Source organism: Nocardioides sp. YR527 (assembly GCF_900101045.1).
Taxonomy (GTDB): Bacteria; Actinomycetota; Actinomycetes; order Propionibacteriales; family Nocardioidaceae; genus Nocardioides.
This window is the reverse complement of record NZ_FNFN01000004.1, coordinates 260473-280580: the sequence shown is the minus strand read 5'-3', so window position 1 is coordinate 280580 and position 20108 is coordinate 260473. Positions and strand designations below refer to the sequence as shown.

At 70.7% G+C, this 20108-nt stretch carries 14 protein-coding genes; 6 read left to right on the top strand and 8 right to left on the bottom strand.

Going from position 1 to position 20108, the window contains the following annotated elements; translation table 11 throughout:
- Positions 1-59: 59 nt before the first annotated feature.
- The 6 genes from BLT25_RS13950 (at position 60) to BLT25_RS13925 (ending at position 5778) form a co-directional block, all read left to right on the top strand.
- Positions 60-743: a sensor histidine kinase gene (locus BLT25_RS13950; protein WP_091046867.1), complete on the top strand. Its 684-nt coding sequence runs from the start codon at positions 60-62 to the stop codon at positions 741-743.
- Positions 744-808: 65 nt separating this feature from the next.
- Positions 809-1576 (top strand): GAF and ANTAR domain-containing protein, encoded by a 768-nt coding sequence (locus tag BLT25_RS13945; protein WP_218131337.1) that lies wholly within the window; start codon positions 809-811, stop codon positions 1574-1576.
- Positions 1577-1625: 49 nt separating this feature from the next.
- A complete protein-coding gene (locus BLT25_RS13940; protein WP_091046864.1) occupies positions 1626-2240 on the top strand; it encodes a chemotaxis protein CheB in 615 nt (204 codons plus the stop codon).
- The gene (locus tag BLT25_RS13935) at positions 2240-4144 is read left to right on the top strand and encodes a CheR family methyltransferase (RefSeq protein WP_091046862.1); all 1905 of its coding nucleotides are present in this window, start codon (positions 2240-2242) and stop codon (positions 4142-4144) included. The genes BLT25_RS13940 and BLT25_RS13935 overlap by 1 nt, the downstream gene beginning before the upstream one ends.
- Before the next feature lie 28 nt (positions 4145-4172).
- Positions 4173-5021 carry a GAF domain-containing protein gene (locus BLT25_RS13930; RefSeq protein WP_091046860.1) on the top strand — a complete coding sequence of 283 codons (849 nt, stop codon included), beginning with the start codon at positions 4173-4175 and terminating at the stop codon, positions 5019-5021.
- 46 nt (positions 5022-5067) lie between these two features.
- Entirely contained in the window at positions 5068-5778 is a 711-nt protein-coding gene (locus tag BLT25_RS13925; protein ID WP_091046857.1) for a hypothetical protein, read from the top strand.
- Here BLT25_RS13925 and BLT25_RS13920 read toward each other — a convergent pair.
- From BLT25_RS13920 to BLT25_RS13885, 8 genes are all read right to left on the bottom strand, one after another.
- Positions 5775-7856, bottom strand: coding sequence for a DUF4185 domain-containing protein (locus BLT25_RS13920; protein ID WP_176883878.1), 2082 nt, complete (start codon positions 7854-7856; stop codon positions 5775-5777). The two genes, BLT25_RS13925 and BLT25_RS13920, sit on opposite strands and share 4 nt — an antisense overlap.
- A 127-nt stretch (positions 7857-7983) precedes the next feature.
- Complete coding sequence (locus tag BLT25_RS13915) at positions 7984-11571, bottom strand: TIM-barrel domain-containing protein (RefSeq protein ID WP_256328594.1); 3588 nt, start codon at positions 11569-11571, stop codon at positions 7984-7986.
- A 75-nt stretch (positions 11572-11646) separates the two neighbouring features.
- Complete coding sequence (locus BLT25_RS13910) at positions 11647-12498, bottom strand: class II fructose-bisphosphate aldolase (protein WP_091046852.1); 852 nt, start codon at positions 12496-12498, stop codon at positions 11647-11649.
- A 1-nt stretch (position 12499) separates the two neighbouring features.
- Positions 12500-13408 carry a 1-phosphofructokinase family hexose kinase gene (locus tag BLT25_RS13905; RefSeq protein ID WP_091046850.1) on the bottom strand — a complete coding sequence of 303 codons (909 nt, stop codon included), beginning with the start codon at positions 13406-13408 and terminating at the stop codon, positions 12500-12502.
- A complete protein-coding gene (locus tag BLT25_RS13900) occupies positions 13405-14325 on the bottom strand; it encodes an ROK family protein (protein WP_091046848.1) in 921 nt (306 codons plus the stop codon). Before BLT25_RS13900 ends, BLT25_RS13905 begins: the two co-directional genes overlap by 4 nt.
- Positions 14325-15245 (bottom strand): SIS domain-containing protein, encoded by a 921-nt coding sequence (locus tag BLT25_RS13895; protein WP_091046846.1) that lies wholly within the window; start codon positions 15243-15245, stop codon positions 14325-14327. Before BLT25_RS13895 ends, BLT25_RS13900 begins: the two co-directional genes overlap by 1 nt.
- Positions 15246-15335: 90 nt before the next feature.
- On the bottom strand, positions 15336-16118 hold the full coding sequence (locus tag BLT25_RS13890) for a DeoR/GlpR family DNA-binding transcription regulator (RefSeq protein ID WP_091046844.1): 783 nt from the start codon (positions 16116-16118) through the stop codon (positions 15336-15338).
- 45 nt (positions 16119-16163) lie between these two features.
- The gene (locus BLT25_RS13885) at positions 16164-19973 is read right to left on the bottom strand and encodes an endo-alpha-N-acetylgalactosaminidase family protein (protein WP_256328593.1); all 3810 of its coding nucleotides are present in this window, start codon (positions 19971-19973) and stop codon (positions 16164-16166) included.
- Between the last annotated feature and the right edge of the window lie 135 nt (positions 19974-20108).

Below are 20108 nucleotides of genomic sequence, written 5' to 3'. Positions count from 1 at the left end.
AGTAATGCCCCTGACCCCGGTAGTCGATCCGTCATGTCTCGGCTCTCAGGGGAGCAGCGATGTCAGCAATCACCGCGGCCAGCGGTGCTGGCCGAGACCTTCTGCAAGAGCGCGAGCGCATCGCCGACGAGCTTCGGGATGTCGCGATGGCGCGTCTACTCACCCTCGGCTTCAAGCTCGTCTCGATCAACACCTCGGTCCAGGGACCCGCCGGGGACCGGCTCAGAGACGCTGTCGGCGACATCGACGACATCATCCGGGGTCTTCGCAGGCTGGCGTTCGGACTCGACCGACGCGACAACTACGAGGACCACGAGGCGAACGGACTCATCCTGCAGACACTGCTCGACGCGAGCACCGACCTGGCGGCGCCCGGCGCGAGCGTCTCGGTGCACGGCGACCTCGCCCGGCTTCCGGCGACCGTCGCCCGAGGCCTGGGCGAGCTCCTCGGGGGTGTGGTCGTCTCGGCGGCCGCGAACTCGGGCCGGAGCCGGCCCGACATCACGATCGCGATCGGCGAGCACGCCATCGACGTGATGGTCTCCGACGGCGGCGCCTGGCAGCGCCGTGACGGTGCCGGTCTCGACCTCGTCGGAATGCTCGACCGCGCCCAGCACCTCGGTGGACGCTGCACCTTCACGCTCGACCCGGACGGCGCCTCCGTCGCGCACTGGGATATCCCGTTCACCCCGGTGGACCCCACCTCGATGCCTGCTCCGCGTGCCGACCACCCGGCCCGGTGATCACGTAGCGGGTAGCGCGACGCGTCCTGACGGGGCATGATCAGGGCGAGGGGAGGGACACGAGAGTGAGCACCCCGGAGATGCCCTGGCCAGACCTGAGCGACCTTGTCACCGTGCTCGCTGCCGGCGAGTCACCGTCCAGCGACCTGGACGTGATCACCGCAGCGACGTGCCGTCTCCTCTCCGTCGACGGGGCGGTGCTCAGCGACGCCCACGACGCCGTGCTCTCTCGGGCCACACCCCGGCTCAGCTCGCTGGGAGACCTCCCTGTCCCACCGCTGCTCGGCGACCGCCTCCTGGCGATAGCCGACACCCGCACGGCCACCGTCGCCGTGGTGCAAGACCTGCGCGACGTTTCCGTCACCGACGCGGTGGTGACCGCCGAGCTCGAGGTCGCAGACCGTCTCGGCATCCGCACCATGGCGCACGTCGTCCTCCCCCTCGGCCAGGAGGACGGCGAAGGCAGCCTCACCCTCTACTCCGGACAGCCGCATCACTGGAACGAAGAGGATCTCGGTCTCGCCGGCTTCATCGGTGCGCTGACGTCGGCGTGCCTGACCTCGGCGACGCGGTTGGCCCAGGAGAAGGACACCGTCGGCCAGCTCCAGCACGCACTCGACTCCCGGGTCGTCATCGAACAGGCGAAGGGGGTCCTGGTCGCCAGCGAGTCGATCGGCGCCGACGAGGCCTTCGGCAGGCTCCGCGACCAGGCGCGCCGCCGGGGAGTCACGGTGAGAAGCATCGCTGAAGCAGTCGTGAACAACGGATATCGGCCAGGCCCACAGCGGTCGCCGATACCCCCTCGGCCACGCTCCCCGCGTACGCCAGAATAGATGTTCCGGACACCATGCCGGAGGCCCTCTATCACACGGCTCCTCGGCTATGCTCGATAACGTGTCTGCGGCAGCCCCAGCGCGATCCACAGCGTTCGATGTCATCGCGATTGGCTCCTCAGCGGGCGGGGTCACCGCATTGGGTACGCTGCTCGCTGGTCTCGCTGCGGACCTACCCGTCCCGCTCCTCGTCGTCGAGCACCTCGACCGGCGCCACAAGACCGTCATCGCCGACGTTCTGCAACGCCGGTCCCGGCTGCACGTCAAGCTCGCCGAGGATGGCGAGAGCGCAGCACCGGGGATCGTCTACATCGCGCCGCCCGACCGCCACCTCCTGGTCCGCGAAGGCGGCGTGCTGACCCTGACCGAGAGCGAGCTGGTCCACTTCGTGCGTCCCTCGGCCGACCTCTTGTTCGAGTCGGTCGCCGCGACGTACGGCGACCGCGCGATCGCCTGTGTGCTGACGGGCACCGGAGTCGACGGCTCGATGGGGGTGACAGCGGTCAGCGACCGTGGCGGTACGGTGATCGTCGAGGACCCGCGGACGGCTGAGTTCAACGGGATGCCCGAGGCCGCAGCGACCACCGGGGCGGGCGACTTCGTCCTCCCGCTCGACGAGATCGCCAGCGTCCTCGACGGGCTGGTCAGGCAGCGGGGAGCATGATGACAGACGACCAGGACCCCAAGGACCAGGATCCCCAAGACCGGGGCCTACGCGCCGAGTCACCGATCGATGAACAGCTCGAGGAGCTGCTGGTGTTCATCCGTGACGCGCGCGGGTTCGACTTCACCGGTTACAAGAGGTCCTCGCTTGCGCGGCGGATCCAGAAGCGAATGGCTGACGTCGGCGTCGGGAGCTGGACCGACTATCGCGACCGGCTCGAGATCGACGCCGACGAGTTCAGCTTCCTCTTCAACACCATTCTCATCAACGTCACCAGCTTCTTCCGTGATGCCGAGGCTTGGACGTACCTCCAGGATGAGATCATCCCGAAGATCCTCGCCTCGGTCGAGGGGGACGAAGAGATCCGGATCTGGAGCGCCGGCTGCTCCAGCGGCGAGGAACCGTACTCGCTCGCGATCGCGTTCGCCGAGGCCATGGGCCTCCAGGAATGTCTCGACCGGGTGAAGATCTACGCCACCGACCTCGACGGGGAGGAGCTGCAGCGGGCGCGGGCGGGTATCTACGGTGCGCGAGCGCTGAAGAATCTGCCCGAGGAACTGCGGGACCGCTACTTCGAGCACAACGGCACCAGCTACGGCTTCCGCGCGGACCTTCGTCGCAGAGTGATCTTCGGGCGCCACGACATCACTCGGGATGCGCCCATCTCCCGGCTCGACCTGCTGGTGTGCCGCAACACGCTGATGTATTTCAACGTCGAGGCCCAGCGCGACATCATCGACCGGTTCAACTTCGCTCTGAGCGAGGGTGGCTTCCTCTTCCTCGGCAAGGCCGAGATGCTCACCTCGAGCGACCGGTTCAGTGCCGTGAACATCCGTCAGCGGATCTTCCGACGCACCAGCCGCCACGCCGGGGGAAGGTCGCCGTCGGTACGGCAACGAACCGATTCCGCTCACGCCGAGGTCAGCACTGGAGCCACCAGCCGAAAGCGACAGCTGCGTGACATCCTGATCGACGTCGCGCCGTACGCCGTTCTCGGCATCGACCACGACGGCATCCTGGTCTCGGCGAGCAGCGCCGCACGGACCCAGTTCGGGATCGGGGTGCACGACATCGGCCGGCCGTTCCGCGATCTCGAGATCTCCTACCGACCGGTGGAGGTGCGCTCGGTCATCGAGCTGGCGACCAACGAACGTCGAATGATCCGGCTCACCGGGGTGGAGCGCCGCAACGCCGACTCCACCGAGTCCCAGTTCTACGACGTCGTCGTGCAGCCGTTGATCACCGGCGGCGGCGAGCTGCTCGGCGCCTCGATCTCGTTCATCGACTGTTCCACTCTGGTGCTGCTCCAGCAGGAGGTCAAGCGCGTACGCGAGGACCTCGAGACGGCCTACGAGGAGCTGCAGTCCACCAACGAGGAGCTCGAGACCACCAACGAGGAGCTCCAGTCCGGGATGGAGGAGCTGGAGACCACCAACGAAGAGCTCCAGTCCACCAACGAGGAGCTCGAGACCACCAACGAAGAGCTCCAGTCCGGCAACGAGGAGCTCGAGACGATGAACGAGGAGCTCCAGATCCGCTCGAGCGAGCTCGATGAGACGCGCACCTTCTTGCAGAGTGTGCTCTCGAGCATCGGGCTCGCGGTGGTCGTGCTCGACGACCGGTTGACCGTACGCAGCTGGAACACCGCCGCTGAGAACATGTGGGGGCTGCGCGCGGACGAGGTGCGGGACGAGGCGTTCTTCAGTCTGGACTTCGGGCTGCCTCTCGCCGAGATCCGCAGCATCGTCGAGCAGGCCCGCGCGGACGACGTCCGCACCGGCCCGGTCGAGGTGCCGGCGATCGACCGCAAGGGCCGCGCCCTGGGCTGTCAGATCACCTGCTCCCCGCTCGTGGGCGAGGCCGGCGGCGTCGTCATCATCATGGAGCCGATCGACCGGTCCTGACCCGCCGGCAAGGGCGTACCCTGGACGGGTGGCCCGCTCCGGTCGATGGGATGTCAACCTGCTGCTGACGCGTGCGACCGCCGAGGACACCCGAGCCGACACGGCGGCTGCACACGCCGCCGAAGCCGAGCTGCGCGCCACGAGGTGCACTCCGGAGATGCACGAGCTCCACGTCGCGGCCGCGAGCGTCCACCGTCGCAACGAGGCGCTCCACCGCGCCACCGCCCGGCTCCACCGGTCGCTTGCACGCCGAGTCACCACCCAGGCCGTCGGCGCGTCTGTCGTCATGGCCATCTCGGAGGAGACGGAGGCACCCGACGTCGCACTGCTGCTCCTCACCAGCGACGGGGCAGCGGCGGGTTCTCAGGCCACCGACGGACTCGGCGAGACGGCGCAGGACCTGGAGCTCGTGCACGGGGAGGGCCCGTCGCGCTCGGCCTGGAGCTCGCGGCAGCCGGTCCAGAACGAGGGCGACGAGATCGTCCATCACTGGCGCCACCTCGGACCGCCGCTGCGCGGTCTTGGGATCAGCACGGTCCTCGCCGTCCCGATCCGCGCTCGCCACGGGGTGCTCGGCGCGCTCACGCTCTACAACCCTCCCGCCCGGATGCTCGGCGGCAGCGCACTGCAAGGGACCGCCGACGCCTTCGCACTCCTCCTGGCCCGCACGATCGATGTCGGCCAGACCCCGGACTCCATCGACCTGGCCGACATCGATGGCGTCAGCCGGCTCCACCGAGCGGCCGGCGTCGTCGCGGTCGACTGCGACTGCAGCATCGACGACGCGCTGGCACTGATCCGCGCGCGTTCCTTCGTCGAGGACTGCGCCACCGGCACCATCGTCACACGCGTCCTGAGCGGCGACCTGCGACTCTGACCCGATAGCCCAGGAACGAGTGCCTCCGGCGCTCTAGGATCGCCGCATGATCGAGTTCGTCAAGCTCATCGTCGACGTGGTCCTCAAGGCCGTTCCGGGGATCGTGAGCAGGAACGAACGCGACAAGGCGGCCTACCTGGGGGCTGACCTGTTCCTCATCTACGTACAGATCAACGACGTGCTGGTGCGGGCCGAGCAGATCGTCACCCAGATGGAGCGCTACGACCGGGCCTCGGACCACGAGGCGGCCACCGCGCGCGGAGATCTGCTCCAGCTGGTGCCGGAGCAGATCTCCGACATCAAGGCGATCACCGAGCGTCTCCAGGCGCTGAGCTGGGAGCTCCAGGTGCTCGACGGCCAGTCAGTCGTCGCCCTCGACTTCCTCCTCGGCATCAAGAGCTCGGCGTTGGACGCGCTCTCCTATGCGCTCACGCTCGACCATCTTCCACTCGGAACGACGAGCGTCGAGGTGGGCGAGGAGGGAGTCCGGTGGCCGGATATCCGGCCTGCGTGGGACGCACGCTGGATGGTGCTCCACAGCTTGCGCGAAGAGCTCGGCGGGGACAACCCCACCCGAGAAGACGAGGCACGCCGCATCCGCGCCTATCTCGAGCACCGGCAGCCGCGGGAGGAGATGCGGGCGATCCGGGAGAACCTGGAGAGGCTGCGCGAGGCGATCGCAGCCAACTTCACCATCCAGGACATCCTGATCCGGGCGGGCGACCCACGCCTCGAACGCAGGCGTGGGCGGCGCTAGCGGCCGGGGAGGTCGACCCGGATGAACTTCGGCCGGTAGAGCAGCGGGTCGCGCAGGACCGCACCGAGGTCGGTGCTGTTGCGGCTGTAGGAGACGATCACCGAGCCGGGTTGCTCGAGGATGTCGGGATGGGCCAGTGGCATGTAGCGCAGCTCTCCACGTGCCACCCCGGAGGGAAGGGTGCCGACCGGAGGCTGTGCCCGGAACGGTCCCGTCGGTGACGAGGAGGTCCAGAAGACCAGGTCGTCACCGAGGAACTCGTTGCTCTTGCTGAAGGCGTACCAGCGTCCGTCGCGCTCGAAGACGCTCAGTGTCTGGGAGACGCCGTCGGTCGCGGGGATCAGCTCGGCCGAGGCCGCTGCCCGCTTGGTCCAGGCGGTGCCGTCCCAGTAGGTCCAGCGGTCGGGGTCCGCGACGTGGTCCGGGGCCACCCGGGCGACGTGGAGCGCGAAGCCGGTGCCGAGCTCCGGGTCGGGCTCGCGCGCGGTGCCGTAGAGGTAGAGCCACTCCCCCGAGACCGCTGCCGCGGCGCCCCACATCGGCCGCCTCGTGTCGGCGTCGTCGGCCCCGATGTCGGTGACGGCGATCAGCTGCGGGACTCCCCCGTCCGGGACCACGAACTGGGCGATGGCCGGCCCGAGCGCCTCGAAGCCGAACACGTCGTCGGAGTCGGTGGTACGCACCCGCTGCGCGGCCACGACGACGAGCGCGTAACCCGGCTTGTCGAGCGAGGTCACCGACATCGGCCAGTAGCCCACGCCGTCCTCCCGGTCGGGGATGACGGCACCGCCGGACTCCGGGAGCACGACCTGCAGGCAGTCGGGCTCGACGAGCAGCATCGAGTTGCGTACGAAACCGGCGCCGGGAAGCTTCTTGTCGCGCAAGGTGTCGCCGAACATCCAGATGCTCCGCCCGTCCCCCAGCGTGGCGCTGACCCCCACGTCACCGCCCTGGAGGGCCGGCTCGGCGCGCAGCCTGGTGATCCGGTTGAGGTCGTCGACGTCCTCGACCGGACCCGAAGGTACGCACTGGGTCGTCGAGGCGAGACTGGCCAGCGGTCGTGGCACGGCCTCGCCGTGCAGCGCGGAGGTCAGCGCGGTCGCAAGCACCGTGAGGCAGGTGGCCGAGACCAGCACCAGGCCGAGGGCCCTGCGCCACCCTCCCACTGAGACCTGAGCGTCCTCGGGTGCGGCGAGACCTCGCACCAGCCATCGGGTCGCCACCAGCACGACCAGACCGAGCAGCGCCGAGCCGGCGATGGTCACGATCGGCTGGACGATGCCGTCGCGACCGGCTCCGGACGCGGCCCAGAGCAGAGCCTCCGCGGCCCCCGCGATCGTCCATCCGGCGCCGGTCGACCACGGCTCGGAGAGGAGCAGCCGATCACCGGCGAGGACGAGGGGCAGCGGCCCGGCGAGGATCAGCGCCGCTGCGAACAGCAGGCCCGGCAGTCCGCCGACGATCTCGCAGGCGAAGGTGAGGGCACCCGCGGCGACCACCGTGGCAGCGAGGACCAACCCGACCGGCACCGACCCGGCGAGCAGCCAGCCGAGGACGCCCGCACCCACCGCCAGCGCGGCGAGGGCGGTCAGTCGCGCCAGTAGCCGAGGAAGCGTACGTGCCAGCGGTCCCCACACGAGCGAGACCACACACACCAGCAGGAAGCCGGCCAGGGCCGTCGCGAAGGTGATCGGCGAGAAGGACCGCGCCTCGTGTCGGTCAGCGGAGGAGGAGACGAGCGCGACGCTCCTCCCCCGCGTCTTCTCGATCCGCGCGACCTCCGCCCGGATCGCACGAGCGAGCGCCGGCCGATGAGCGGTGGCCAGCCGCAGCTGGTCCTGCGTGCCGGAGAGATCGAGCTCGAGCACCGCGACGACGTCTCCGCTCGCCAGCAGCTCCGCCGCCTCGGCCGGGTCCTCGACCGCGCCGGCCGAGAACGGCCGCCCCGGCACCGCGCTGGCCTGCTTCACGAGCGGCGCCGTGACGACGTCGGGACCGACCAGCACCACCGGAGCCTCGTGCAGCTCGCCGGAGTCGGCGCGGAGCCCGGTGAGGATCCACCCGAGGGCGATCAGCACGAGGACAGCGCAGAGCGCCACCTCACGACGACTCCCCGGCCGCACCTCTCACCACCCTCCCCGCTCACCGCACGACGCGGTGCCTGAGGGTCATGTAAGCAGTGCGACCGGGGTGCCCGCCACCGCCCTAGTTCGGCGTGGCGCGCCAGCGCTGGGACCCGGTCGCGCTGTCGGTCTGCTGGATCACCAGCCCCTCGGCGCCGGCGGTCAGGCTGAGGCCGCTGTGCTTTGCCGCGATCTTCAGTGCCGCGCCGTCGGCCGCGATCACCCAGCGTTGGTTGGGCGTGCCGGTGCAGGTGTACTCCACGACCGGGTCGCCGCTCGTCGTCGAGCTGTAGGCGACGTCGGCACACAGACCCGTGCCGGCGTTCTTCAGCTGATAGCTGCCGTCGTCCTCGTTCCGGGTGACCACCCACTTCTGCGAGGCCGCCGCCCCGACGGCCGACGTGGTCAGCTGGCCTTCGGTGGTCGCACCGGCGGCATCGAGCGCGAGCCCGGAGGCGACGTTGCCGAGCGAGTACTGGCCGTCGGCCAGGGCCGGCGGAACGACCTCCTCGTCGCCGACGGTCATCGCGAACACGTGCACGGCGGCGTTGGCGGGCAGGGTGACCGCGGCGATCTCCTTGGCCGGGTCGGTGCGCAGGGTCTTGGTGAACAGGCGGTAGGAGACCGTCGGGTACGCCGGTCCGTTCGGGGTGTTCTTCCCGAGCGTGGTGACGGCCACCTCGGCGCCGTAGCTGTCGGTCGCCGCACAGCACCAGTTGGGGAAGCCGAGCGTCCCGGTGCCGGAGGTGCCGTCGGTGTAGTGGACGGTCGCCTTCGCGGAGGCCGAGAGGCTGGTGCCGGTCCCCAGGAAGGCCAGCGCGTTGCCCCGGCCGTTGATCCGGATGGTCTCGCCACCGGAGGCGACGTTGTCCTGGGTGCCGGGCTCCGAGTCCGGCCAGGTGAAGTCGAAGCCGTTGGCGCTCACCGTCGCGCCGGGAGTGACCCCCTTCTCGGCGAGCTTGTCGGCGAGGAAGCTGCTGCCGCCGCCGTCGATGTCGCCGGGTCCGGGATCCTCGGCCCTGGTGACACCCACGTTGTTGAACGCCGAGGCCAGGTCCGGGTGGGCGAGCGTGGTCGTGGCCGAGTCGGTCACGGCATACGTCCGGTCGTGGGCCACGTAGGTCGCGGTCGTGTCGATCTTCACCCGGCCGGGTGAGGCGTCCGCCGGGGGCGTGACGCTGAACGTCGCGGTGCGGGAGGCACCGGGCGCGAGCGACCCCGACACCGCGGCACCCGGGCGTACGTCCCAGCCCTCGGGGGCCGTGGCCGTGATCGACTGGAGCTTCACGCGGGAGCCGGTGTCGTTGGTGAAGGTGGCGCTGACCTCTCCGGCCTCACCGGCGACCGCGATCGCGGAGGTCGCTGCGTCGAGGCTCACGTCGCGGTCGCCCGGGTGGGCACCGCCGACCGCCGAGGACCCGTTCAGCGCGACCACGGCCGCTGAGGACGTGGGCAGCTTCCCGGTCTTCACCGACGTGATGCCGGTCGTGGAGTCGTGGAACCATCCGGTCGCCGCGCCCTCGAGCTCCTCCTTCGAGGCCCGCTGCGGCAGCTCGTCTCCGCCCAGCTCCACGCTGCCCGGCTCGGCATCGGCGTGCACGCTGAGTCCGTACGCACGCGAGGCGGGCTTGCCGGCGTAGGAGCCGTCGACCTCGCCCAGCCGCACCACGACGCGGCCGCGGCCCTGCTCGGGGGCGTCGACCTCGAACTCCTGGGTGGCGGACTCGCCCGAGGCGTGCGCCTGGCTGCGCCCGTCGTCCTCGTAGTTCACGAACGAGGAGGATCCCTGCGGGTAGATGTCCAGATCGAGCCGGCCCGACTTCTTGCCCTGCTGCCAGTCGAGCGTGCCCTCGGGGAACTGCGGCACGACCGCGCCGGCGCGTACGAACAGCGGCAGCGTGTCGAGAGGGGCCTTGTAGCCGTCGATCGTGGTCGGTCCCTGGTGGACCCGGCCGCTCCAGTAGTCGACCCAGGTGCCCTCGGGGAGGTAGATCCCGTCGCGGGTCGTGGCGTCCTCGTAGACCGGGGCGACCAGGAAGTCGTCACCGGCGAGAAACTCGTACTTGACCTCGTCGCCCCAGGTCTTCGGGTCCTCGGGGTAGTTGAGGTAGAGCGGCTTGACGGCACCGACACCGTTGCGGTTGGCCCGCATCGTGTGCGTGTAGAAGTAGGGCAGCAGCCGCTCGTGGAGGCTCAGGTACTTCCGGTTGATCGACGTGTACGGCTCGCCGTAGCGCCACGGCTGCTTGTCGGAGGCCGCCCAGCCGCTCATCAGGTAGGTCATCGGCAGGAACATCTTCCACTGCATGTCGCGGACGTACGTCTCCGCGCTGCCGCCGAAGATGCCGTCGACGTCGCCGGTGGCCAGGTGCTGGCCGGACATGGTGGAGCCGGCGTACGTCGGGATCTGCCAGCGGATGTAGTCCCAGCTTCCGGACTGGTCGCCGCTCCACACCGCGGCGCAGCGCTGGGTGCCGGCCCAGCCCTCGACGGTGAGGACGGTCGAGCGGTCGGCGCTGTTGGTCTCGATGCCGTCGCGGGCCTGCTCGCAGGCGTCCAGCGCGAAGCGGTAGCCCGGGCCGACCCAGGCGACGTCGGTCTTGCGAACCCGGACGCCGGCCTTGACCTCGGTCTCCTGCTCGGTCAGGTCGTCCTCGGTCCACAGCCCCAGCTCGGCGCCGTGGTCGTTCAGCATGTCGCCGGTCTCGGCCAGGTCCTCGTAGCCGCAGCCGTAGCCGTCGTTGACGAGCATCCAGCCCAGCGGCAGGTCGTGCTCGGCGTAGCCCTCGGCGATCGCGGTCGAGTCGCGCAGGGTCTCGCGCTCGCCGCGGTTGGCGTTGTGGAGGTAGCAGTCGGCGTCGCCGACCTCCAGGGCGTACATCGGGACCGCGACCGGGCGGCCGGTCAGCTCGGTGTAGGAGTCGATGACCCGCTCGGCGTCACCGACGAAGTAGTAGGCGTCGAAGCGCTGCTCGTCGTGGGTGGTGGTGGTCGGCGCCCCGAAGTCGTAGCTGCCGGCCGCGAAGGTGTTGCGCAGGACCCCGTAGCCACGGGAAGAGAGGTAGAACGGCACCGCGTTCGGGTTGCCGCCGTCGTTCCAGTTGAAGTCGCGCGAGATCTTGATCGTCTCGCCACGGTGGCTGAACCGCCCGTTCTGCATGCCGCCGCCGAAGAACTGCTCCTCGGCGCCGCGTTCCAGGTGCTGGGCGGTGCCCTGGTCGTCCCAGGTCAGCGGTGAGGCCTCCGCCATCAGCACCTTCCCGGCCGGATCGGTCAGGCGCAGGGTGATCGGCTGCTTGGTCACGGTCAGCACGGCCTTGGCGGTGCTGATGACGTACGCCGCGCCGCTCTCCTTCACCTCCGACCGCCCACCGGGATAGTCGCGCTTGACGACGATGTCGGCGTCCGGAGCCCCGGGCTCGGTGGGGTCGTCGTTGGCCGGGTCGTCGAACTCGCCGTTCGGGGCCAGGCGTACGCGCACCATGTCGGCGTCCTCGAAGGTCACGCGCAGCGCGGCCTCGCCGGACTCGAAGGTGTAGCTGTCGCCGTCGCGCTCGAAGCCGGTGACGCCGCCGAGCTCGCTCGTCGCCTCGGCGGCCACGGAGCTGACCGGGCTGAGTGCGACCAGGCCCGCAGTCAGCGCGACTCCCGCGACCAGCGCCCGTCTCAATGATTGATTGAACATGATCACATCACGCCCTAATTAGTCAGAATCAATCGAAGTCGAGGGCGACTGTAACGTAGGTCACACAGCCCGGTCCACCCTTGGTCCACCGATGAGCGCGAGCAGTCGCGCAGCCTCGCCGGCGACCGCGTCGCGGCCGACGCCGAGGTACTTGCGCGGGTCGACCAACGCCCCGTCGCTCAGCGCCGCGCGGACGGCACGGGTGAAGGTCGCGTTGAGATGGGTCGCGATGTTGACCTTGGTCATCCCCGCGGCGATCGCCGCGACGATGCCTTCGTCGGGGACCCCGGAGGAGCCGTGCAGCACGAGGGGCACCTCGACGGCAGCGGCGAGCCGGGCGATGAGGTCGTTGTCGAGCGAGGCCGTACGCGTCGTCATCGCGTGCGAGGAGCCGACCGCGACCGCGAGCGCGTCGACCCCGGTGGCCTCGACGTACGCCGCGGCCTCGGCCGGCTGGGTGCGGACCCCTGGCGCGTGCACACCGTCCTTGCCGCCGACCTCGCCGAGCTCGGACTCGATGGAGGCGCCGCGCTCGTGGCACCAGGCGGCGACCTTGGCGGTAGCGGCCACGTTCGAGTCGTAGTCGAGCTTGGAGGCGTCGAACATCACCGAGGGACAGCCCAGCTCGACGGCCTCTTCGACGAGCTCGACCCGGGTCGCGTGGTCCAGGTGCACGCACACCGGGACCGTGGCGCGCTCCGCGATCGCGATGGTGGCGCGCAGCAGCGGCGCGAGGGCGCCGCGGTAGTCGGCGGTGTTCTCGGAGATCTGCAGGACGACGGGACGGCCGGCCTGCTCGGCGCCGGCCACGATCGCCTCGGCCAGCTCGAGCTGGATGACGTTCATCGCGCCCAGCCCACGTCCGGTCCCGCGGGCGTCGTCGAGCAGGAGGGACATCGGTACCAGGGGCATGTCAGGGCTCCTTGCGGTCGATTCGTCTGACCCTGACCTCCGCCAGGAACGACGGGTACGCATCGGGGTCGATCTCTCCGGCCACCGGCGCGACCACCGCGCCGGCACCCAGGGCAGCGGCGTCGCGCAGGATCTCGGGCCACGGCCGGCCCCGGGCCAGACCGCGGGCGATCCCGGCGGCGGTCGCGTCGCCTGCGCCGGTCGGGTTCCCGCTCACCCCGGCGGGCGGGCGCACCTGCCAGCAGCCGCCGTCGGCGTAGGCGACCAGCCCGTGGTGGCCGCGGGTCAGCACGACCGGGCCACCGTGGCGGGCGGCGAGCTCGGTGACCGCGGCGGCGGGGTCCTCGAGGGCATGCCCGAGCAGGCGCGCGGCCTCGTCCTCGTTGGGGGTCAGGACGGCGCCGGTGCCGACCGCGGCGGCCAGCGCCGCGTCGTCGAGATCCAGGAGAACCGGTACGCCGGCGGCGGCCGCGATCCTCGCGATCCGTGCCGGGAGGTCGGCGGGCACACCGGGTGCCAGGCTGCCGGAGACGACGACGGCCGTCGCGGCCGGGATCCGGTCGGCCAGGAGGTCGAGCAGCCTGCCGTCGGCACCGGCGGCCGCCTGTTGGCCCGGCTCCCACAGCGAGGTCGTCGACTCTGCGACGACGACCAGGGTGCGGCGTACGTCCTCCAGCTCGGGCAGGAAGGTCGAGGGCAGCTCCTTCGCGAGGGCGTCGGCGAAGGCCTCGTCGGCGAGGCCGACGGCGTGGGTCGGCTCGCCCAGCTGGTGGAGCACCCGGGCGACGTTCACGCCCTTGCCCCCGAGCCGGGTGCTGACCTCGGCGACCCGGTGGACCTCGCCAACGGTCAGCCGTGGGAGCCGGTAGGTCACGTCGATCGCCGGGTTGAGGGTGACCGTGATGATCATGCGCGCTTCCCCCGGGACTCCGGCCCCGTCGCGGCGAGTGCCAGTCTGGCGGCGCCGATCAGGCCGGCCCGGCCGCCGAGCGAGGAGAGGCGCACCGGCGGGACCGCGGTCACGCCGGCGCGCTCGCGCATCCGGTCCCGCAGCGGGTCGAGCAGGTCTCCCCCGGCCTCGGCGACGCCGCCACCCAGGATGATCTCGCCGGGCGCGAGCAGCGCTCCTACGGCGAGGAAGCCGTCGGCGAGGGCGGTGATCGCCTCGGACCAGACCTGGGCGGCGAGCGGGTCGTGCCGAGTCCGCGCGACCAGGTCGGCGACGCCGGTGACCCCGGTGTCACCGCCCCGCGATGCGTACGTCTCCAGCATGGCGCGGGCGCCCGCGCGCGTCTCCACGCAGCCGCGCAGCCCGCAGACGCACGGCGGCCCGGCCGGGTCGACCACCAGGTGGCCGAGCTCTCCGGCCTGCCCCGAGACACCGACGACCGCCCTCCCCTCGACGTACGTCACCGCGGCGACGCCCGTCCCGAGCACGGCGACGAGCGCGGAGGCCGGTGACCCGGCGTCCGCCCAGATCGCGGCCGCGGCGGCGGCCGTGTCGTGCGCGACCGTGACCGGGAGGCCCAGGCGCTCGGCGAGCGGGGCCGCCACGAGGGTGTCGACGAGACCGAGGTTGACGGCCCTGCGGGAGATACCGGCGTCGGTGTCGACGAGACCGGGGAAGGCGATTCCGACCCCAGCGACCCCGGCCCGGGCCGTGGGGCTCAAGCCGGCGAGCAGTTCCTCGCCCATCCGCCCGATGTCGTCGAGGACTGCTGGACCGGGTCGGGTGGCGACCCGCGACTCGGCCAGCACCACGTCGGCGGCGCCCACCACGGCTCCGCGCACCGAGGTGCCGCCGACATCGAAAGCGAGGGCGAGCATCACGCGGGCGGGGCGTCAGCCGGGCTGAGGATGATCGAGCGGGTGAGGTTGCGCGGCGCGTCGGGGTCGAGGCCGGCGCGACGGGCCCGCGCCAGGCAGAGCAGGTGGACGCGCACCAGGTCGGCGAGCGGGTCGATGTCGGCGTGCATCAGATCGGCGCCGGTGACCGCGACGTCCTCGGCGAAGCCGGGCACCAGGTCGCCGAAGGCCCACACGACCCGGCCGGGGGCGCTGATCGAGAGCGGACCGTGGCGGTATTCCATCATCGGGTAGGACTCGGTCCACAGCTGTGCGGACTCCCGGAGCTTGAGCGCCGCCTCCTGTGCCACCCCGTTGGTCCAGCCTCTGCCGACGAAGGTGAACTGGTCGGCGCTCAGCGCCGGACCGAACGCGCTCTCGCCGGCCTCGATGATCCGCTGGGCATGCTCGGCGGCCCGGCTCAGGTCCTCACCGAGGTGCCAGCGCAACAGCGCGAGCGTCGTGGTCGCGAAGCGGGTCTGGACCACCGACTTCTCGTCCACCTCGGGCATGAGGATCGGCTCGGCGACCTCGAGCGCCGGAGTGCCGGGCGAGGAGGAGATCACCGTCGCCGGGATCCGGCCCGCCACCTGGGTGAGCAGGTCGACGACCTCGGTCGTGGTCCCGGAGCGGGTGATCGCGAGCAGCCGGTCGTAGCCGCGGCCGATCCGGGCCTCGGTGGGCGTCCAGGCGTCGGTGATGCCGTGGCCCTGCTCCTCGCGCAGCGCGGCGTAGGCCTGCGCCATGTAGAGCGAGGTGCCACAGCCGACGACCGCGACCTTCTCCCCCGCCTGCGGCAGGGAGGCGGTGAAGCGCTCGGCGGTCTCCCGGGCGGCCAGCCAGTTGGCAGGCTGGCTCGCCACCTCGGTGGCGAGATGCGTCGTCGGTGCGGATGCGGTCATGCGTCGGGTCACTCTCCGATGTGTTGCCGGCTGGAGCCGAATCATCCAACGTGCTGCGCGTTTTTGTCAATAAAGCGTGTCAAATGATCATTATCGCTCACTTGCGATCACGATCTCCGCCCCACCGTCGGCCAGCGCCTTCGCGAGCGGCTCGGGCACGGCTCGGTCGGTGACGAGCATGGAGACGGCGGAGAGGTCGCGGATGCGCGCGAAGGTCGGATGCTCGAGCTTGGTGCTGTCGGCCACGACGATGGTGCGCTGGGCGGCCGCGATGAAGTCGGCGCTGATCTTGGCCTCGGCCGGGTGGATCGTGGTGAGTCCGGCCCGGGTGCTGATGCCGTCGACGCCGAGGATCGCGGTGTCGATGTGGATCTTCGACAGCACCCCCTCGCTCAGCGGACCCACCAGCTCGTAGGACTGCGTGCGAGCGGCCCCGCCGGTCACCACGATGTTGACGTTGGGCCGGATCGAGAGCTCGTAGGCGATGTTGAGCGCGTTGGTGACCACGGTGATGCTGTCGTCCTCGGCCAGGTCGGGGTGGCGCCCGATCGCGCGGGCCACCTCGCTGGTGGTCGTCCCGCCGTTGAGCGCGACCGTCTCGCCCGGCACGAGCAGGTCGGCCACCGCGGTCGCGATCGCCCGCTTCGCGTCGGCCTGGCGACCGATCTTGTACTGCAACGGCAGCTCGTACGCCGAGCCGAGCGCGGTCGCGCCGCCATGTGTCCGGGTGACCAGCCGCTGGTCGGCGAGGTGCCCGATGTCGCGGCGGGCGGTCGCCGCCGAGACACCGAGCGCGCTCTCCACCTCCGCGATCGACACGTGCCCGTGCTCGCTGATCAGCTCGAGCAGCTGGTTGAGTCGCTGTTGCCTCATGGGCCCCCTTCCTGGGTCCCGGACAGCCTACGCAGTTCCGGCCCCTCAGGACCCGCAGTGGAAGGTCGCGTCGGCCCAGTCGGCATGGTCGTTGCCGTTTCCGTCGCCGGCATCGCCGACCACCAGGTCGACATAGTCGGCACCGGTGACGTCGGCGGTGATCGTCTCGGTGGCGCTGGTGGGCCCCAGGGTGCCGGTCTCGGTGACCGTGGTCCCGTCCGCGACGACGGAGAACCTCACCGAGCCCCGCGAGGTCTGCACATCGTCCACCCCGACGTCGGCCGTGAAGCTGGTGCAGTTGCCGGCCAGGTAGTAGCGCACCTTCGCGACCGCGTGCGTGCCCAGCCCCTTGGCGTAGACCTTGCCGGCGAGCGTGATCGGCCCACCGTCACCGGCACCGCTCTCCCCCACGCTGGTGTCGCGCTCCACCGGTCCCCAGCCGTTGGTGGCCGAGATCCAGCCGAGGTCGCTGGCGTAGGTGTCCGCGGTCGGCGGGGGCGGCGCGGTCTGCACCGTGACCGAGCGGGTCACCGTGCGGGTCTCACCGCCGAAGTCGTACGTCGCCGAGCCGGTGAGCGGATAGCTCGACTCGGCCGCGTCGGCCGGCGGCGTGACCTTCCAGGTCACCGAGTGGCTCTTCCCGGGGGCGAGCGATTCGAAGGTCTCCGGCGTGGTGGGCTCGGCCGTCCAGCCCTCCGGCACCTCGAGACCGACCGTCCCGGCGCCGGTCTCCGACGCCTCGTCGCTGGTCAGCGTGGTGGTGACCTCGCCGGCCGCGCCCGGCAGCAGCTTCTCCTCGCCGGCGTCGACGGCGAGGGTCGCGCAGGCCGGCAGGTCGCCGGCCGCACCGAGGTCCTCGACGGTGAGGTCGTCAATGCTGATGTCGCCGTTCGCGCCATTGTCGTCGGCGGTCCGCAGACCGACCCAGTAGTCGCCGCAGCCGCCGGCCACGAACTCCTCGCTGAACCGGTCCGTCTCGACCTGCTTGCCGATCGGGCGGGCACCGACCTCGACCGAGCGCGGGTCGCCACTCGCGACCGAGTCGTAGCCGGTGACCCACTCGTAGTCGTCGGCCCGCTCGGTCTGGTGATCGAAGGAGACCCGGTAGCGGTGGCCGGGCTCGAAACGTACGGTCTGCGGGACGGTGCGGTAGACGAGGCCGCCGTTCTCGGCATGCGACTTGAGCGACCAGTCGCCGCTGATCACGTCGTCGGTGACCTTGCCGTTCCAGCCGCTCTGCGTGTACGGCTGGTGCCGCTCGGCCAGATGGGTGCGCGGGTCGGTGACGCCGCCCGAGGTGCCCTTGACGAAGGGCGACCAGCCCTGGACGACCTCCTCGAAGTCCTCCTGCGCGATGACCTTCGCACCGGGCGCGGCCGGCAGGTCGCGCTTGACCGCGACGACGCGTACGTCATCGAGACGGACCTTCGCCGCGCCTGCCGCGGCGGAGACCTTCACGGTCGCGGTCCCGTCGCCGCCGGCGTCGAAGGGGACCTCGACGCGCTGGAAGTAGGTGCTGTGCAGCTCGTCGGCGGCGACCATGTTCTTCGCGGTCGAGCGCTCGACGCGGTTGGTGTAGGTCTTGCCGCCGGAGGTGACGGAGACCGTGGTGGCGCGACTGCGGCCGGGTTCGACCTCCACCCAGATCCCCAGCGCGTTGCGCCCGCTCCGCAGGCCGCTCAGTCGCTGGCTGATCGTGGCCCGCCCGCCGGCACCGAGGACGGCGACCTGCTGACCGGTCGAGGTCCGACCGGTCGTCGCCGGGCCGCTCGGGTGCCACGCGTCGAGGTCGCCGGCGTTGAAGCCGGGGTCGGCGACGTGGCTGCCCTGACCCCACTGCGGCGCGGCCGACCTGCCGGGAGCCTTGGTCAGGACGTACGCCGTTCCGGCCTTCGCATCGAGGGTGACCTTGCCGCTACGAACCGGGACGCTGCCCGCCGCGACCCGGCCCTGCTCGGTGAGCTCGTAGACGTTGAGCCGCGTGCTGGTGCTCCACGCGTCGGTCAGGTCCCAGGTGGTCCGGCCGCCGTCGGTGTTGTGGTGGTAGAGCTTCGTGTCGTCCTTCCACGGGAGGAGGTACGCGTCCCCGTCGAGGACGAGGTCACCGTCCTGGTAGATCTTCCGGGTCGTCTCGGTGGTGCCCGTGTTGACCACGCGGACGCCGCCGTCCTGGACGATCTCGTCCGCGCTCCAGCGCAGGATCGGGTTCTGCTGCAGATACTTGGTCGGCAGGTTCGTGCGCCAGATGTTGTCGTAGAAGGCGTCGACGTCGTTCTCGCCGGTCCACCCCTCGAACTCGACGATCTCGGTGTGCCCGAGCAGCTTGTCGGGATTCCAGGTGTCCTTCTGCCCGTTGCGTACGAACCGGATCAGCTGGCTGTTGAGGCCCTTGTTGGTGGCACCGCCGTAGGACTCGTCGTTGGCCCAGTGGGACCAGAGCGCGTCCTCCTCGAAGTGGTAGGACCACTCGGTGCCGATGTTCCAGCCCTGGCCGCGCAGCTCGTGGGCGAGGCGTTCCTGGAGCCAGCCGTAGGAGTAGTAGACGTCGATGTAGAGGAAGTCGAGGTTCGGGTGCGTCTCGCGGCGCAGCTGGGCGAAGCGGTCGACGATGTTCTTGGTCGCGAGGTCGGTGCGCTGGTCGATGTAGTAGGACTGGTCGATCCAGTCCCAGCCGGGGCTGTCCTCGTCGACGAGCGTCTCGTCGAAGGTCTTGGCCTCGGGGTACGCCTCGGTCGCGTTGACGTGGACGCCGAAGTCGGCGCCCCACTTCTCGCCCTCACGGGCCAGCGTGTTGAGGTCCTCGAGCCCGCCGGCGCGGGTGTTGTAGTTGCCGCCGTAGTCGGGGTGCGCGGAGTCGTGGCCCTCGGAGCCGTACCCCTTCAGCACCGCCAGCTGCCCCAGCCCGTCGGTGGCCAGCGAGACCCGCTTGACGTCGTCGAGCGTACGCAGGAACGGATGCGTCGCCTGGCTGGCGAAGTTGAACGGGATGTGGGTGACCACCCGCTCGGGGGTCTCCTCCGCGCCGTTCATCGGCCGCTGGATGTCGCGCAGCGCGATCGCGCCGTCCTGCCAGTCGACGGTCTGGTCACCGTTGGCGTCGGGGGTGATGGTGACCTTCGCCCACGGGAGCTCCTCGGTGTAGGGCGAGCCCGTGGCCCGGTAGGTCCACTGGCCGCTCCACAGCCCGACCCGGCGGCCGTTGTCGGTGGCGCTCACGCGGCGCCAGATGCGGCCGCGCTCGTTGGTCGCGTCGCCGCCGCTCTGGTCGTAGACCGAGTTGGTCTCGATCGCGGCCGCCACCTGGTCGGTGTCGACGATGGCGTACGCGGATCCGACCGGCGTCTCGGTCGTGGCCAGGTCGGGAGTGACCTCGGTGTGGGTGTCGCCGCTCTTGGTGCGGTCCGCGCTGACGACGGCGGTGTTCACCGTCGCCCCGGCCTGGTCCGAGCTGACCGAGAGGAGATCGTGACCGGGGATGTCGAGAGTGCCGACCCGGTGCTCGGCGGTGTCGGTCACCTTGGTGACCGCGAAGGTGACGACGTCGCCGGCCACCTCCAGCTTCGCGTCGAGCTCGATGCCGGGCAGGTCGGCGAAGGTCAGCCGGTAGGTCGCGGTGTCGGCGTCGACCTGGCTGCCGGTCACGGTCGCCGTGTGCGCCGTGCCGTTGATCCGCACGGCGGTCGGTGTTGTCGCGGCGCCGCCGATCTCGCCGCCGGCGGTGTGCCGGTAGCCGAGCACGGCGGGGAAGTCGTCGGCCACCCGCACGCTCAGCACGGGCGAGGTCAAGGTGAAGCCGCCCGCGGGGGCGGCATGGCTTTCGGGCGCGATGGCAACCATGCCGGCAAAGGCCGTCACGGACGCGAGGAGGGCTGTGGGGAAACGTTTCGGCATCGTGACTCCCGAGGGTGGGGGTGGGCCTGACGAGGTCCGACCATCATGCAGAGTTTTGCGCGAATTGGCTACGTTGTGAGCAAAAGTTGTCATACCCTT